Genomic DNA, 15,176 nt, shown 5'->3' with positions numbered 1-15,176 from the left:
GCTTCCGTTCACACCCCGCCCGCAGATCGTCAGGCGTTCAACCTGGCCGTTCCCCGTCCCGCAGGAAAGAGGCGGAAGCGAGGATCTCAGGGGCCATGCGGCGCGCGTCGTCGCCACGACCGCACGGCACTGGCAAGTGCGGCGCTGAGGCCCCACTCGGCTCGCGATCGTCAACCGCCCTGCTTCCCCCATCGCATGAGCACGCCCCGTGCAGCAGCGGCACCAGAGGCCATGGACGCCGTCAGGAGGTAACCGCCGGTGGGCGCTTCCCAATCCAGCATCTCGCCTGCGAAGAAAACGCCGGGCAGCGCGGTGCTCATCAGGTGGTCGTCCAGCGCATCGAAGCGAACGCCGCCCGCGGTACTGATCGCCTCGTCGAGGGGCCTCGGCGCGAGAAGCCGAAGCGGCACGGCCTTGATGGTTTCGGCCAGCTTCTCGGGCACGTGCATTTCGTCGCGTGAGAGCACTTCGTGCAGCACGGCGGTCTTGATGCCTTCCAGCCCGAGCCGACTCTTCAGATGACTGGCGACGGAACGCGAGCCGCGTGGATGCAGCACAGCGGCGCGTACCTGCTCCGGGCTGCGATCGGGTAGCAGGTCGAGCAGCAAGGTGGCGCTTCCATTGGCGGCAATTTCATCACGCAGCAACGCAGAGACCGCGTAGATCAGACTGCCTTCGACACCCGTCGCAGTGGCAACGAACTCGCCCTTGCGCACGAAGCGATGGGCTACGGCATCCGTGAAAGAGATCGCGACCGACTTGAAGGGCATGCCCGCGAAGCGCTCGGCAAAGAAGGGCGTCCACTGCAGGTCGAAGCCGCTGTTGGCCGGCGCGAGCGGCGCGACTTGCACGCCGCGCTCCGACACCCACCGCACCCAGGCTCCATCGGAGCCAAGCCGCGACCAACTCGCCCCCCCGAGCGCGAAGACCACAGCATCGAAAGGCGCCACGACCTCACCGGCAGCGGTCGCGAAACGCAGCGCGGTTGCAGGCGCCGCGACATCGGGCCAGCCGAGCCACCGGTGCCGCATGTGGAATTGCACACCGGCCTGCCGCAAGCGATGCAGCCACGCGCGCAATAGCGGCGCTGCCTTCATGTCCTTGGGAAATACGCGTCCGGAGGTGCCGACGAAGGTCTCGATGCCCAGGCCGTGCGCCCACTTGCACAGTGTGTCGGGCCCGAAGCGGCGAAGCAGCGGTTCGATCTGCCCGCGGCGCTCGCCGAAGCGGCCTGCGAAGACGTCGAAGGGCTCCGAATGCGTGAGGTTCAGGCCGCCGCGCCCCGCGAGCAGGAACTTGCGTCCGACGGAAGGCATCGCGTCGTACAGATGTACCTGCACGCCCTGCGCACTGAGGACCTCGGCTGCCATCAATCCGGCTGGACCGCCGCCGACGACGGCGACACGTTGATCTTGTTTCATTCGAGTGTGACCAGTTCGCCCTGCCCGGTCAGGAACGCGGCGCGCACCGTCTCACCGGGATAAGCTTGTTGCACCGCATCGCGGTAGCGGTTGAGTTGTGCGATCAGGCTCGCGTCACGTTCGGGTCGGGCGGCGGACTTGTAGTCGAGCACCCACCACGCACCGCTCTCGCGATGGCGGACCAGGCGATCGATCCGCAGCGTCTGCCCTTCGTGGACCAGCGTGACCTCGTTGCCGTGCCAGTCGAGCGAATCGCTGTCCCAAGCCCATGCGCCCTTGCCGGAGCGAATCCGCTGCGCCAGGGCCGCCGCGGCACGCGCGGCCTGCAGGTCGAGCGAGAACTCGCGCGCCGCGGCACGAAGATGCTCGACCGGCAATGCGGCGCCGGGCTGCGCCCATTCGAGCAGCCGGTGCATGGCCTGCCCCATCGCCGACGCCCGCGCGTCGATATCGGGTGCAGCGAGAACGACAGTTCGCGTCGTTGAAGCCACCATCGGTTCTGGCAAGCGCAGCATCTGGAATGTGGCAGGGACGTGGGCGGAAGCCACACGGGCTGTGTCGCTCACATCGCCGACCAGCGTGCAGCGCGCCTCCAACCGCGCCCACCAGCTCTGGGCGTTGGGCCGTGCGGCGGCCACAGCGGAGACAACCAGTTCGCCCCGGGCGCGCGTCGTCGCTACATAAAGCGCGTTGATTTCTTCGCGGTGTCTTGCCGCCTGCTCCTGCGCAAGGTCATCGACGGTGCAAGCCGGCGGATTCTTTTCGCTCGCCATGAACACGAAGCGCTCGGGCGCGGCGGAATGGCCAGGCCATTTCACGAGCACGCCCATGGTCTGGGCACGCTGAGCCGATGCGTCGGTGTCGAGCAGCAGCACGAGTTCGGCTTCGAGGCCCTTGGCGCCGTGGACCGTCAGCAGTTGCACGGCGTCGGCCACCGCGACCGAAGGTGCGCGAACACCGCCGGCGCGGACCGCACGCACGAAGCCATAGGCCGTTGCGAAGCGCGCACCATCGAGTTCGAGCGATGCCGCCAGCAGCCCGCGCAGGTTGGCCAGCACGCTCTTGCGCAGCGCGGCGGGCGCGGCGGCAGCGAATTTCGCGAGCGCGTCCCCGTCGTGGAAGATTGCGCTCAACGCATCGTGCGGCGGCAACGCGGCGAGCCATTGCTGCCACTTGCGCAGACGCGGGCCAATGCCGGCAAGCGGCTCCGGCCAGTCCGGCGCCTGGAGCAGGTCGAACCAGCTCGCACGGCCCGCTCGCTGACGCAGCGCGAGCTGCACCAGGGCATCGTCGTCGGCGCCCCACAGAGGCGATTTCAGCGCTCGCGCGAGCGACAGGTCGTGGTCCGGAGAGACCAGCGCATCGATCAGCGCGACCACGTCCTGTACCTCGGGGGCGTCGTTCAGGTCGTTCTTCTCGGGCTGCTGGACCGCGATGTGCAGCTTGCGCAGTTCATCCTGCAGGACAGCCAGTCGGCTGCGCCGGCGTGCCAGCACCATGATCTGGCTGGGCGCCAGGCCGCCCGCGATGCGCTCGGCAATCCAGCGTGCCGCCTGCTCGCATTCCTTCTGCAGCAGGCGCTCTTCCGGCAGCACGCGCGGCGTGGTGAGGCTGTCGCGCCATGGCAGTGCACCATCAGCGTCGGCGACCAGTTCTCCGGTCGCTTCCGCAGGCCCTATCGAATCGCGAGATATCAGCGGCAGCTTGCGGATCTGTCCCGGCACGCGCGACTCGGTCGTATGGTTGCGGAAGCCGCTGAATTCGCCGGCCTGCTGGGCATCCTGCATTGCCGCATTGACCAGCCCGACCACCGCCTGCGCATTCCGGTGCGTGTGGTCGCAATTCAGCAGATCACCGTTGAGGCCCTGCTGGACGAATTGCTTCGCCGCGATGAACACCTGGGGCTCCGCACGCCGGAACCGGTAGATGCTCTGCTTCGGGTCGCCCACGATGAATACGCCCGGACGCCGACCACCCGCTCCCGCGTAGCTGCCGAGCCAACCATTGAGCGCCTGCCATTGCAGCGGGTTGGTGTCCTGAAACTCGTCGACCAGCAGATGGCGCACCTGCGCGTCGAGCCGCTCCTGCACCCAACCCCAAAGCTCCGCGTTGCCCAGAAGCAGGTGCGCGGCCTGCTCGACGTCGTTCATGTCGACCCAGCCGTTGGTGGCCTTGACCTCCATGAAGCAGACATTCAGCAAGCGCGTCAGTCGCGCCATGCGTTGCTGGTAGAGCCAGGCTTCGTGCTGCGCCTGCGCAGCGCAGAATTGCAGCGCACGTTCCTGCGCAGCCCGCACATCCTCGAGTCCGGCCAGCTTTTCGCTGAACTTGCGCGGCTCACCCTTCTGGGTCAGCAGCGCGTCGAGTACGCCGGCGGCCTGGCCTTCGGTTACGGCCTGTTCAAGTTCGACGCCCCGGCGCGAAAAGGTCGGGGCGCTCGCACGACCCAGCGCTCGGGCCGCAGCCAGCATCGTGCTGCGCCATGCAGGGTCATGAAGGAGGATGTCTTCCGGCGATTCGGCACGCGCGAAGGCGGGGTACATCTCGCCCATCGGCGTCACCGCCTCGTCGACCGCGTCGTGCGCATCCGCGAGCGCGAACTCGACGCGGCGCGTCAGCGCATCGTCCAGCGCCTTGGCGATTTGCGATCGACCATGGGTTGCGACCAGCGCGTGGTAGTCGGCCGATGCGGCCCCGTCTTCGGTGACGGCCGAATAGAACGGCCGCCACACGCGCACCCGCGCCTCGGCATCGTCTTCGAGCAACTGGTAATTGGCCGGCAATCGAAGCCGCTCCAGCACCGCGACCGGTGCGCTCCGCAGCAAGCCGGCGAACCACGCATGGAAGGTGCGGAACTGCACGGGGCGACCGCCTGCAAGCAGTTCGCGATAGAGGCCTTGCAGCCGTGGCGCGGCAGCCTCCGCGGCTGACGGGTCCATGCCACGCATCACCAGTTCGGCCACCAGTTCGACCGCCGGCTGCTCAGCGAACCTTTCGAGCCATTGGTCCAGGCGCTCGCGCATTTCGCCCGCTGCCTTCTTGGTGAAGGTGATCGCCAGGATCTCGTGCGGCGCACAAGCTCCCTCGCCCTCCTCCAGCAAGGCGCGAACGATTCGCGACACCAGCATCCAGGTCTTGCCCGCGCCCGCGCAGGCTTCGACGGCCACCGAGCGACGCGGATCGCAGGCGATGGCATAGAAGCGCTCGCGCGAGACGCGGACGCCGTTGTGTTCATAGGCTGCGGCGGCAGTCATGTTGGCGCTCATTCGGCCACTTCCCAGAAATCCTTGCGGCACAGGCCGCGGGCTGCACAGTGTTCGCACACCTGCCCTTCGCCGAGGGCCGGCAGCGCCGCACCTCGGCCGATGCGGGCGAGATCATCCATCACGCCGGCGACCAGTGCGTCGCGCGCAGTCACCACGTCCTCCTGCTCGAAGGTGCGCGTGCCGGAGGCCTTCTCTCCGACGTTGACATAGGCGGCGCGCAAGCTGTCGTCGGGAAACAGGGCGGCGTAGAACGCGAGCTGCGTGTCCTCCGTCGGCTCCTTGATGCGTTCGCGGGTCTTGTCCGCGGACTCGGTCTTGTAGTCGATCACGAAGGACCTGCCGTCGGGCGTGGCGTCGACGCGGTCGAGGCGACCGATGAGCTTCACGCTACTCAGCGGCACTTCCTTCCACGGCTCCGCCTCGACGAACACGGCGCCTTCGCCGGCCTCGTGTCCTGCCAGCCAGGCCAGATAGCCCTCGCGCACGGCCGGCCAGGCCGCGGCGAAGGGAAGGAATTCGGCCTTCGACAAGCCGAACTCGCGGGTCGCCAAGTCTTGCGCGACGGCCATCATGGCGCGCCGCGCCTGAAGATCGGCGGTCGGGCCGTCTTTCAGTGCCTCATGGAAATGGCCGAGCACGGCATGCAGCCAGTTGCCGAAATCGCGCTTGTCGATCTCCGAGTCGAGTTCATCGCTGTTGCGCAGGCCGAGCTGTCGCAACGCGAAGAAGCGGTATGGGCATCGGCGCAGGTCCTCGTAGGCTGTCGACGACAAGGTGGCGGGTACGAGCGCCTCGCCGCGCGGCTGGGGATGCGCGGTCGGCCGTGCCTCCACCTGAACAGGCTCGCGCGGATCCGCAGCATCGACCGCCGCATGGTCGAGGTGCAGCATCTGCACGAGCGGACTCGGCCTCACCGGCTCGCCGCTGGCGTCGAACTGCCGCCACAGCACATCGCAGTACGGTGCGCGCATCGCGATCGCCCATGCGGCGCGCTGTGCAGCCTCGAGGTCCTCGCGCGAAGGCAGTGACAGTCCGACGCGCTGCGCGGGCGTCCAATCGCCCGGCGGCTCGGGCGAAGCAGGCAAGCGCTGATCGTCGCACCCCGGGACGACGACCGCCGCGAAGGCGCGGCCGAGCAGCTGGTGCAGCGGCAGGACGACGACTTGCGGGATCTCGGTGCTCGCGGGAGCGACCACGAAGCTGGCCGCTTCGAGGACGTCGCGCACCCAGGCCGTGAATTCGGCCAGTGTGCAGCGCGAGCCTCGAATCTCGCCGTCATCAGCGTCCAGATAGAGCGCGGAAATCACTTCGATGCCGGCCACGTCACCGGCCAAATCCGCCCATTGACCGCCGGCTTCGAGCAGGGTCCGGGTCCCCGTCAGCCAGTCGCCGAGCGGCCGGGGGCGAATGAACTCGGACCGCAGGGCTTCGATGGCTTCGGTGAGCGGCAACAGCCCGGAATCCTGGGGCTTGTCGCTGCTCGCGGCCAATGAGCACCAGCTGCGCCAATCACGCATGCCGCGATCGCGCAGTCGCGCTTCGAGCGAAAGGACAGCGCGACCGTCGAAGGCACTTGCGCACTTGAGCCAGTCGAGCACCTGATCACTGCTCGCATCATGGGCACATGCGCGCAGCGCGCTCATGAGGTTCGCGGCGGCACGCGTCGTGGAAAGCTTCCAGCCAGTCTCGTCGTGGGGCACCACGCCGTGCGCTGCGATCTGCGCGCTAATGCGGCGGGTCAGTGCTCGGTCGGTGGCGACGAGCGCCACGGGAGCACGCTCTTCCGCCAGATGGCGCAACACGCAGGCCGCGGCGCGCTCCGCCTCGTCTTCAGGATCAGCCGCCGCATGCAAGTCTGAGACACAGACCGGCGCAATCAAGGCCGCGAGCGGCAGGTGCAAGGCGCGCGTACCGAGCAGCGAGGCGAGCTTGCGGGTCAGCGGGTCGCTCTGAAGCCCGTCCAGGACGATGAGCTGGTCGACCTGCGCGAGCGCAGCCCCTGTGAACAGCACATCGGTCGCATAGCTGGAGGTGGATGCCCACGCCAGTGCAATGCCGTTGAGGGCGCTCTCGGTATCGAACCATTCGGAACCCTTCCCCGCACCCACGATATCGCCCATGCGCTGGGCCCATACCGTGCGTTCATCGGGATGCTCGGCGGCAGCCAGCGGCGCGAGTTGCAGCACGATCTCGACCAGCCGCCCCGCCAGCGCGTTGCGAGACGCCGCAAAACCGGTGCGGGCCAGCAAGGACTGCGCAGTGAGCAGGTCGCGCGCCATGTCGAAGGCGATGTCGTCGATGCCGGGCGCGAACCCCCCGACGCTGCGCGCCCAGTTGCGCGTGGTTTCGAAGCGCGGCGCGAAACCCGGCGTGCCGTGCGCCGCCCACATGGCGCGCGCCACCTGCATCAGTTGTGCATAGGGGACAAGCACCACCGTGCGCGCCGCGTGGAGTCCTCGCTCGGACAGAACTTGGGCGATGCGGCTGACGATGCCCTGGGCCGGATCGCGCCAAAGCGCGTGCGCCGGATGGCGCTCAAATGGATGCATGGGGTGTAGTTGGAGTTGCTTTGGCTATCGGGGCCATAGCTTGCGCGTGGGCCACGCCGGCACTTGGTTTCTGTCACAATGACCCGCACTTTAGCTGCACCGAAACTCTCCGCGCAGAAGGACACATCCATGGCCAGCGACCTCATCAAACACATCTCCGACTCTTCTTTCGAAGCCGACGTGCTCCAGTCCGGCAAGCCTGTCCTGGTGGACTATTGGGCCGAATGGTGCGGCCCATGCAAGATGATCGCGCCGATCCTCGACGAGGTGTCGAACACCTATGAAGGCAAGCTGCAGATCGCCAAGATGAATGTCGACGAGAACCGCGACATCCCCGCCAAGTTCGGTATTCGCGGTATCCCGACGCTGATGCTGTTCAAGGACGGCCAACTGGCCGCTACCAAGGTCGGTGCCATGAGCAAGGCTCAGCTCACCGCTTTCATCGACCAGCAACTCGCCTGAGGCTCCCCAGCTGCCCGCGCGCAACGCGCCGGCAGCTTTTCTTTTTTTCCTGTCATAATTCCCCACAGATCACCGGCCCATTCAGGTACCCGGTTCGAGTTCCCCGGTTTGTGAGGCATCTCTCGCCTCTCCCCAAACCTCCCCCTCCTGGTTTTTCGACAGATTTCCCCGTAAGGGGTCATTCCATGCACTTAAACGAACTCAAGGCACTCCACGTGTCCGAAGTCCTCAAGCAGGCCGAAGCCCTTGAGATCGAAAACGTCGGCCGCATGCGCAAGCAGGAACTGATGTTCGCGATCATCAAGAAGCGCGCAAAGGCCGGCGAGCAGGTTTTCGCCGACGGCGTGCTCGAGATCCTGCCGGACGGCTTCGGCTTCCTGCGCAGCCCCGACACCAGCTTCACGGCCAGCACGGACGACATCTATATCTCGCCGAGCCAGGTGCGCCGCTTCAACCTGCATACCGGCGACATGATCGAAGGCGAAGTGCGCACGCCCAAGGATGGCGAACGCTACTTCGCGCTGACGAAGCTCGACAAGGTCAACGACGGCCTGCCCGAGGCGAACAAGCACAAGGTGATGTTCGAGAACCTGACGCCGCTGTTCCCCAAGGAACTGATGCGTCTGGAGCGCGACAACTTCAAGGGCGACGAGAACATCACCGGCCGCATCATCGACATCATCGCGCCGATCGGCAAAGGCCAGCGCGCCCTGCTGGTGGCCCCGCCCAAGAGCGGCAAGACGGTGATGATGCAGCACATCGCTCACGCGATCAGCGCCAATTACCCCGAAGTGCACATGATGGTGCTATTGGTGGACGAGCGGCCTGAAGAAGTGACCGAAATGCAGCGCACAGTGAAGGGCGAGGTCATTGCATCGACCTTCGACGAGCCCGCAGCGCGCCACGTGCACGTCGCCGAAATGGTGATCGAGCGCGCGAAGCGCCTGGTCGAACTCAAGAAGGACGTAGTGATCTTGCTGGACTCGATCACCCGCCTCGCCCGCGCCTACAACAACGTCGTCCCCTCGTCGGGCAAGGTCTTGACCGGCGGCGTGGACTCCAATGCACTGCAGCGCCCCAAGCGCTTCCTCGGCGCCGCGCGCAATGTGGAAGAAGGCGGCTCGCTCACCATCATCGGAACCGCGCTGATCGATACCGGCAGCCGCATGGACGAGGTGATCTTCGAAGAGTTCAAGGGCACAGGCAACTCTGAAATTCACCTCGACCGCCGTCTCTACGAGAAGCGCGTGTTCCCCTCGATCCAGCTCAACCGCAGCGGTACGCGCCGCGAAGAACTGCTGTTGCCGCCCGAGATCCTGCAGAAGACCCGCATCCTTCGCCAGCTCATGTACAACATGGACGAGATCGAGGCGATGGAACTCATGCTCAAGAACATGAAGGCGACGAAGACCAATGTCGAGTTCTTCGACATGATGCGTCGCGGAGGCTGATCGCCTCCTTGCGCTGGCACCAGGTCAGCGCACCGCCAGGGCCCGGCCTTCGGTCGCGCTTTGGCGTCCCAGGTCGAGCAGTTCCATGAGCTCGACTGCCTGATCCGGCGTCACCGGATTCGGGCCTTCCCCATGGATTGCATCGCGAATCGCCGCGTAGTAGCTGACGTAGTTGCCTGCCAGCGTGGGCACGGCCCCCGACTGAACGCGTCCGTCGTCGCGCACGATCGTGAGTTCGCCGTCGATCGGATCGACACCCCACCCCGCATCGCCCGGACGCCTTCCAGCGCGCAGCGCGTCCTCCTGTGGATCGACTCCCCGCTTGATGTAGCTGCCGCGTGTGCCGTGCACGATGTAGCGCGGCGCGGCGTACGCAGCCAGCGTGGTCGCATGCAGCACCACGCGCAGGGGTGCATGAGCGCCTTTCTCGTAACGCAGCACGGCGTGGAAGTAGTCTTCGACCAATGCGCCGTCACGCAGCGCGGCGGTATCGACGTGCAGGGTGTCAGGCCGGCCGAACAGTTGAACCGCCTGGTCCACCAGGTGCGATCCAAGATCCACCCAGAGGCCTGCGCCCGGCACAGGCTGCTCGCGCCAGCGTTCGCGCACCTGCGGCCGATAACGGTCGAAATGCGACTCGACATACACGGGACGCCCCAGTTCGCCGCGGGCGAGCAGGTCGCGCAGCGTCAGGAAGTCCGAGTCGAAACGGCGGTTCTGGTACACGGACAGCAGCCGCCCCTTCTGCCGGGCCAGGTCGGCCAGTTCGCGTGCCTGGGCGGCGTCCAGCGTGAAGGGTTTGTCGACGATCACATGCTTGCCGGCTGCGAGTGCAGCCGTGGCCAGCGGGTGATGCTGGGCGTTCGGCGCAGCGATCACGATCAGGTCGAGGTCGGTTCGGCGCAACAACGCCTCGACGTCCGGGACCACGTCGACCCCGGGCCAGTCCCCATGGACCTTGTGCGGCTGCGAACTCGCCACGGCCGCCAGTTCAAGGCCCGCAACGGCCGAAAGCACAGGGGCATGGAAGGTCTGGCCCGCGAATCCATAGCCCACGAGGCCGGCGCGCAAGGTGCGAAAAGGCATGATGAGGAGGCCTCTGGCGCTGAAAAGGACCAGTATGCGATAATTGTGGGCTTAGCGAAAAGTGCAACACGGCGCCGTGCCGTGTCATCCCCTCCGGGACAGCCCGGTTTGTGGTGGGTTTGTGGCTCTCGCATCGACCAAAGGAAAGACCATGAAAGAAGGCATTCACCCGAACTACCGCGAAGTTCTGTTCGTCGACCTGTCGAACGGCTTCAAGTTCGTGACCCGTTCGTGCGCGAACACCAAGGAAATGGGCAAGACCGACGACGGTCGTGAACTGCCTCTGTACAAGCTCGACACCTCGAGCGAATCCCACCCGTTCTACACCGGCACGCAAAAGTCAGTCGACAACATGGGCGGTCGCGTCGAGAAATTCCGCAACCGTTTCGGCAAGACCACCGGCACCGCCTCCAAGTAAGGAAGGCGCTTCCGAGTCGAGGGCAGCCCGGTTTACCGCGCTGCCCTTTTTCTTTCCCATCGACCCACCATCCTCTTCCGTTGAACCAGCCGACGCCCGCAATCGTTGCCCAGAGCGCCGTGCGCCGCCTGCCGCGCATCGCGTTGCTGCTGCTGTGCGCCGCCTACCTCATGCCCGGACTGCTGGGTCGGGGGCCCTGGAAGAGCGCTGACATCGGTGCCTTCGGCTACATGGCCGAACTCGCGCAGGGCAGCGGCGGGATCGCGCGATGGCTCGATCCGATGCTGCTCGGGCTGAGGCCCGAGACACCGGCGCTGATCCCGTACTGGATCGGCGCCTGGGCGATCAAGATTGCACCCACCTGGGTCAACCCCGACCTCGCCGTTCGCATCGCCTTTGCCCTGCTGCTGGCAGGCACGTTCACCGCCACGTGGTACGCCGTGTACTACATGGCCCGCACGCCGCGCGCACAGCCCGTGGCGTTTGCATTCGGAGGAGAGGCGCGTCCGACCGACTACGCGCGCGCCATCGCCGACGGCGCGTTGCTGGCGCTTATCGCCTGTCTCGGACTGGCGCAATTGGGGCACGAAACGACCCCGGCGCTCGCACAGCTTTTCTTCACGTCACAACTGTTCTTCGGCGTCGCTGCACTGCCCTATCGGCGCACCGGCGCCTTCATCGCGTTGGTGATCGGCGCCATCGGACTGGCGCTGAGCGGCGGGCCGACGGTGGCGCTGATGCTGGGCTTCGGCTGCGTGGCGATCCTGTTCGCGGAACTCCGGCGCGCCAGTGGCGACGACACGTCGGAGACCGAGCCCACCTACAGCAAGGGCGCCATCGCAGCGGTGCTGGGCGTCACGCTCTTGGCCGGCGCCTTGGCGATCGGGCTCGGACTGCTGCACTGGAAGATCGAGCTGCCGGGCAGCCGTCCGGGCATCCGTCTCATCGCCGATCTGCGCAGCCAGGCGAAGCTGCTGCTGTGGTTCACCTGGCCGGCTTGGCCACTCACGGTGTGGACGATTTGGCGCTGGCGGCGCCAGCTCACGGCGCGGCACGTCGCGCTGCCACTGTGGTTTGCGCTGGTCCCGCTGTTCGCCACCTGGACCACCAGCTTCTCCGAGCGCTCGCTGCTGCTCGCCCTTCCCGCCTTCGCGACGATGGCCGCCTTTGCACTGCCGACCTTGAGGCGCAGCGTCTCGGCGCTGATCGACTGGTTCACGCTGCTGTTCTTCACCAGCACCGCGGTCATGATCTGGGGCTACTGGATCGCGCTGCAGACCGGCTTCCCGCCCAAGATGGCCACCAGCGTCACCCGGCTGGTGCCCGGATTCGCCCCATCGTTCTCCTGGATCACCTTGACGTTCGCGGTGGCCGCGACGATCGCATGGGGTTGGCTGGTGCGCTGGCGCACCGGCCGCCACCGCGCCGCACTCTGGAAAACGCTGGTCCTGCCAGCCGGCGGCGCCGCCTTGTGCTGGCTGCTCGGCACCACCCTGTGGCTGCCGGCGCTCGATCACGCGCTGAGCTACGCGCCGCAAGTCCGCGTCATTTCCGAGCGCGTGGGCCAGCCCTCCTGCATCTCGACGCTGGCGCTCAGCCGGCCACATATCGCGGCGCTGCGGCACCACGGGCATTTCAACCTGCAGCACTTGTCGGCCCAGGGCGCGAACTGCCCCTGGCTGATCGTCGGACCCGACGCCGTCGGCTCCCTGCACAAGATCGTGAACCTCGAAGGCTGGCGCCTCATCGGCACCTTCCGCCGCCCGACCAGCGCGAGCGACGACCTGCTCCTCTTCCAACGGATTGCACCGGCCGGTGGCTAGCGAAAGGCGTGTGATCGCGCGCCACGCCGCAACAGTGCTGGTCGGCCAGCTGGCCGTGATGGCCTTCGGCGTCACAGACACGATCGTGGCGGGGCGCTACGCCGAAGGCGCGCTGGCAGCGCTCTCGGTCGGCTCGGCGATCTTTATCAGCGTATTTGTTTCCCTGATGGGCGTCCTGCAGGCGCTGCTCCCTGTATGGGCCGAACTCCACGGCGCCGGGCGGACGCCAGAGGTCGGCCGGTCGGTGCGGCAATCGCTCTACCTCTGCGGCATCACGATCGTGCTCGGCATGGCGGTGCTGCTCTTTCCGGCGCCGATGCTGGGATGGACCGAGGTGCCGCAGAGCATGCGCGCCGACGTCGAAGCCTACCTGCGGGTCCTCGCCTTCGCGCTCCCTGCCGCGCTGCTTTTCCGCCTGTTCAGCACGCTCAACCAGAGCCTGGGCAAACCGCAGCTCGTGACCTGGCTGCAATTGGCCTCGCTCGGCGTGAAGCTGCCGCTGTCGATCTGGTTCACCTTCGGCGGCGCGGGTGTGCCTGCGATGGGCCTGGCGGGCTGCGCCTGGGCCACGCTGATTGTCAACTTCGCGATGCTCGCGGCCGCGATCTGGCTGCTGCGCAGCCAGTCCTTCTATCGCGAGTACCGTTTCTGGCAGCGCGTCGAGGCGCCCGATTGGGCGCAGATCCGGCAATTCGCCCGCCTGGGGGTTCCCGCCGGCCTTGCCGTGCTGGTGGAAGTCACCTCGTTCACGCTGATGGCACTGTTCATTGCACGCCTGGGCACCGCCGCTTCAGCAGCGCACCAGATCGCGTCGAACCTCACTGCAGTGGCGTACATGATGCCGTTGTCGCTGGCCATCGCCACCAGCGCGCGGGTCAGTTTCTGGCTCGGCGCCGGTGAAGATGCTCTGGCGCGCCGGGCGTGCCGAAGGGGCTTCGAGCTGACCATCTTTTTCGCCCTGCTCTTCGCGGTATCGATGGCCGTCCTGCGCTGGCAACTCGCAGGCATCTACTCCGGCAATTCCGCGGTGATCGCCCTTGGCGCGACGCTGTTGCTGGCGACGGCCTTCTACCACCTCGCCGATGCGGTACAGACGCTGTGCGTCTTCGTCCTGCGCTGCTACCGCGTCACGGTGATGCCGCTGATCCTCTATTGCACCCTGCTCTGGGGCGTGGGGCTGGGAGGAAGCTATCTGCTGGCCTATCGCGGGATCGGGCCCTGGCCAGCGATGCAGTCGCCGCTGGCGTTCTGGCTCATGAGCGCCCTGGCGCTGGCGATCACGGCGGCGCTGTTCCTCGCGCTGCTGGTGTCGACCGTCAGGCGACAGCGCTGACCGCAGAGGCCTGACGCAGCCGCGTGACCGGAAACACGAGCGCGAACCGCGAGCCCTTGCCCACAGTGCTCACGATGCGCAGTTCGCCCCCGTGCCGCTGCGCAATGTGCTTCACGATCGCCAGCCCCAGCCCGGTGCCGCCCGTTTCGCGCGAGCGGCTTCGATCGATGCGATAGAAGCGCTCCGTCAGTCGCGGAATGTGCTCGGCGGCAATGCCTGGACCACTGTCCTGCACGGCGAATTCACCCCGGCCGTCGGGCAGCAGGCGCCAGGTCACTGCGATCTCGCCGCCGCCGGGCGTGTAGCGGATGGCATTGCTCACGAGATTGGACATCGCGCTCTGCAATTCGGTCGGCGCTCCGGCGATCTCGGAATCAGCCTCCATCGAGAACGAGAGTCGATGGCCTTGCGCCGACAGCCGGCTCGACAAGCCACGGCCTTCATCTTCGCACTGCGCCATCAATGCACGGATGCGCGTCCACCGATGCGGCGGCGGGGCGGCGCTGCCCTCCAGCCGCGACAGGGTCAGCAGATCATTGACCAGCGTCTCCATGCGGTGCGACTGCTGTCCCATGAGCGTGAGATAGCGCGAGCGCTCTTGCGCATCGAGCGGAAGGTTCTGCAGGGTCTCGACAAAGCCCGCGAGCACCGTCAGCGGGGTGCGAATCTCGTGCGAGACGTTCGCGACGAAATCACGCCGCATGGCCTCGGCCTGCTCCAGTGACGTGATGTCGCGCGTGAGGAGCATGCGCCGGTTGCCCGCGTACGGGTGCACCTGGACCGACAGCCGTGCCGAGTGGCTGCGATGGCCCCGCGCTTGCGAAGGCGCATCGATCACCACGTCACGGCTGTAGTTCCATGAAGCGAGGTAGGCCACGAACGCAGGGTCGCGCACCAGGTTGGCGAGGTGCTGCAGCAGGTCACGTTCGGCATCGATGCCGAACTGGCCGGCCGCCGTCTGGTTGCACCACTCGATGCGCCCCTGTTCGTCGAGCAGCACCACGCCGTTGGGCGAGGCCTGGATGGCCGCCAGAAACTCCTGCAGCCTCTCCTCGGCTTGCCGGGTCTGCAGCTCCCTGGCGCGCAGCAGCTTGCGGATGCGCTCGGCGAGCTCGCCCCACACGCCCGGGCCGCGAGACGGAAGCCCCGCGGCATCGACGCGCAGCACCTCCAGCAGCCGGCGTGCACGCCATGCGTCGAGCAGCAGCCACACCACGGCGCCCAGCCATGCACCGAGCCATGCGAAGTGCCAGCCGAGAATCGCCGCAGCGCAGGCGCCCCCAAGCAAGGAGGCCAGCAGGAAAGTTGCAATACGAAACGGCATGCCGGACCATTATCCCGCCCGGTCTTCTCAGCCGGAGCGGTCT

10 protein-coding genes are annotated in these 15,176 nt (G+C 66.8%); 5 read left to right on the top strand and 5 right to left on the bottom strand.

Annotated elements, in window-relative coordinates:
• Positions 1 to 170: 170 nt before the first annotated feature.
• Genes QTI04_RS10955 through QTI04_RS10945 form a run of 3 tightly spaced genes read right to left on the bottom strand, consistent with a single transcriptional unit; the run spans position 171 to position 7,236 of the window.
• Positions 171 to 1,421, bottom strand: coding sequence for a TIGR03862 family flavoprotein (locus QTI04_RS10955; protein ID WP_286615631.1), 1,251 nt, complete (start codon positions 1,419 to 1,421; stop codon positions 171 to 173).
• A complete protein-coding gene (locus tag QTI04_RS10950) occupies positions 1,418 to 4,675 on the bottom strand; it encodes an exodeoxyribonuclease V subunit beta (RefSeq protein ID WP_286615629.1) in 3,258 nt (1,085 codons plus the stop codon). Before QTI04_RS10950 ends, QTI04_RS10955 begins: the two co-directional genes overlap by 4 nt.
• Before the next feature lie 8 nt (positions 4,676 to 4,683).
• A complete protein-coding gene (locus QTI04_RS10945) occupies positions 4,684 to 7,236 on the bottom strand; it encodes a PD-(D/E)XK nuclease family protein (RefSeq protein ID WP_286615627.1) in 2,553 nt (850 codons plus the stop codon).
• A 129-nt stretch (positions 7,237 to 7,365) separates the two neighbouring features.
• Here QTI04_RS10945 and trxA point away from each other — a divergent pair, with 129 nt between their 5' ends.
• Together trxA and rho are read left to right on the top strand one after the other, a co-directional pair.
• Positions 7,366 to 7,698, top strand: a complete 333-nt coding sequence (gene trxA, locus QTI04_RS10940) for a thioredoxin TrxA (RefSeq protein WP_286566019.1) — start codon at positions 7,366 to 7,368, stop codon at positions 7,696 to 7,698.
• Between the two features lie 185 nt (positions 7,699 to 7,883).
• The gene (gene rho / locus QTI04_RS10935) at positions 7,884 to 9,149 is read left to right on the top strand and encodes a transcription termination factor Rho (RefSeq protein ID WP_286566020.1); all 1,266 of its coding nucleotides are present in this window, start codon (positions 7,884 to 7,886) and stop codon (positions 9,147 to 9,149) included.
• Between the two features lie 24 nt (positions 9,150 to 9,173).
• On the opposite strand, the gene QTI04_RS10930 is transcribed toward rho, so the two are convergent.
• Entirely contained in the window at positions 9,174 to 10,235 is a 1,062-nt protein-coding gene (locus QTI04_RS10930) for an oxidoreductase (RefSeq protein WP_286615625.1), read from the bottom strand.
• Positions 10,236 to 10,386: 151 nt separating this feature from the next.
• Between QTI04_RS10930 and QTI04_RS10925 the strand changes: the two genes are divergently transcribed.
• The 3 genes from QTI04_RS10925 to QTI04_RS10915 all read left to right on the top strand — a co-directional run bounded on the left by QTI04_RS10925 (position 10,387) and on the right by QTI04_RS10915 (position 13,809).
• The gene (locus tag QTI04_RS10925) at positions 10,387 to 10,653 is read left to right on the top strand and encodes a type B 50S ribosomal protein L31 (RefSeq protein ID WP_286598560.1); all 267 of its coding nucleotides are present in this window, start codon (positions 10,387 to 10,389) and stop codon (positions 10,651 to 10,653) included.
• Between the two features lie 80 nt (positions 10,654 to 10,733).
• Positions 10,734 to 12,476: a hypothetical protein gene (locus QTI04_RS10920; protein WP_286615624.1), complete on the top strand. Its 1,743-nt coding sequence runs from the start codon at positions 10,734 to 10,736 to the stop codon at positions 12,474 to 12,476.
• Positions 12,469 to 13,809, top strand: a complete 1,341-nt coding sequence (locus tag QTI04_RS10915) for an MATE family efflux transporter (protein WP_286615622.1) — start codon at positions 12,469 to 12,471, stop codon at positions 13,807 to 13,809. The genes QTI04_RS10920 and QTI04_RS10915 overlap by 8 nt, the downstream gene beginning before the upstream one ends.
• Here QTI04_RS10915 and phoR read toward each other — a convergent pair.
• Positions 13,793 to 15,133, bottom strand: a complete 1,341-nt coding sequence (phoR, locus tag QTI04_RS10910; RefSeq protein ID WP_286615621.1) for a phosphate regulon sensor histidine kinase PhoR — start codon at positions 15,131 to 15,133, stop codon at positions 13,793 to 13,795. The genes QTI04_RS10915 and phoR overlap by 17 nt on opposite strands.
• Positions 15,134 to 15,176: the final 43 nt, after the last annotated feature.

Origin of the sequence: Variovorax sp. J22R115 (assembly GCF_030317005.1) — a bacterium.
Taxonomy (GTDB): Bacteria; Pseudomonadota; Gammaproteobacteria; order Burkholderiales; family Burkholderiaceae_C; genus Variovorax.
Note: the sequence above shows the minus strand (reverse complement) of the source record. Positions and strands in the feature narration are given on the sequence as shown.

Excerpts from the sequence above, each read along its gene's own strand:
- QTI04_RS10955 (WP_286615631.1), bottom strand. The coding sequence starts at position 1,421 with ATGAAACAAGATCAACGTGTCGCCGTCGTCGGCGGCGGTCCAGCCGGA.
- QTI04_RS10950 (WP_286615629.1), bottom strand. The coding sequence starts at position 4,675 with ATGACTGCCGCCGCAGCCTATGAACACAACGGCGTCCGCGTCTCGCGC.
- QTI04_RS10945 (WP_286615627.1), bottom strand. The coding sequence starts at position 7,236 with ATGCATCCATTTGAGCGCCATCCGGCGCACGCGCTTTGGCGCGATCCG.
- trxA (WP_286566019.1), top strand. The coding sequence starts at position 7,366 with ATGGCCAGCGACCTCATCAAACACATCTCCGACTCTTCTTTCGAAGCC.
- rho (WP_286566020.1), top strand. The coding sequence starts at position 7,884 with ATGCACTTAAACGAACTCAAGGCACTCCACGTGTCCGAAGTCCTCAAG.
- QTI04_RS10930 (WP_286615625.1), bottom strand. The coding sequence starts at position 10,235 with ATGCCTTTTCGCACCTTGCGCGCCGGCCTCGTGGGCTATGGATTCGCG.
- QTI04_RS10925 (WP_286598560.1), top strand. The coding sequence starts at position 10,387 with ATGAAAGAAGGCATTCACCCGAACTACCGCGAAGTTCTGTTCGTCGAC.
- phoR (WP_286615621.1), bottom strand. The coding sequence starts at position 15,133 with ATGCCGTTTCGTATTGCAACTTTCCTGCTGGCCTCCTTGCTTGGGGGC.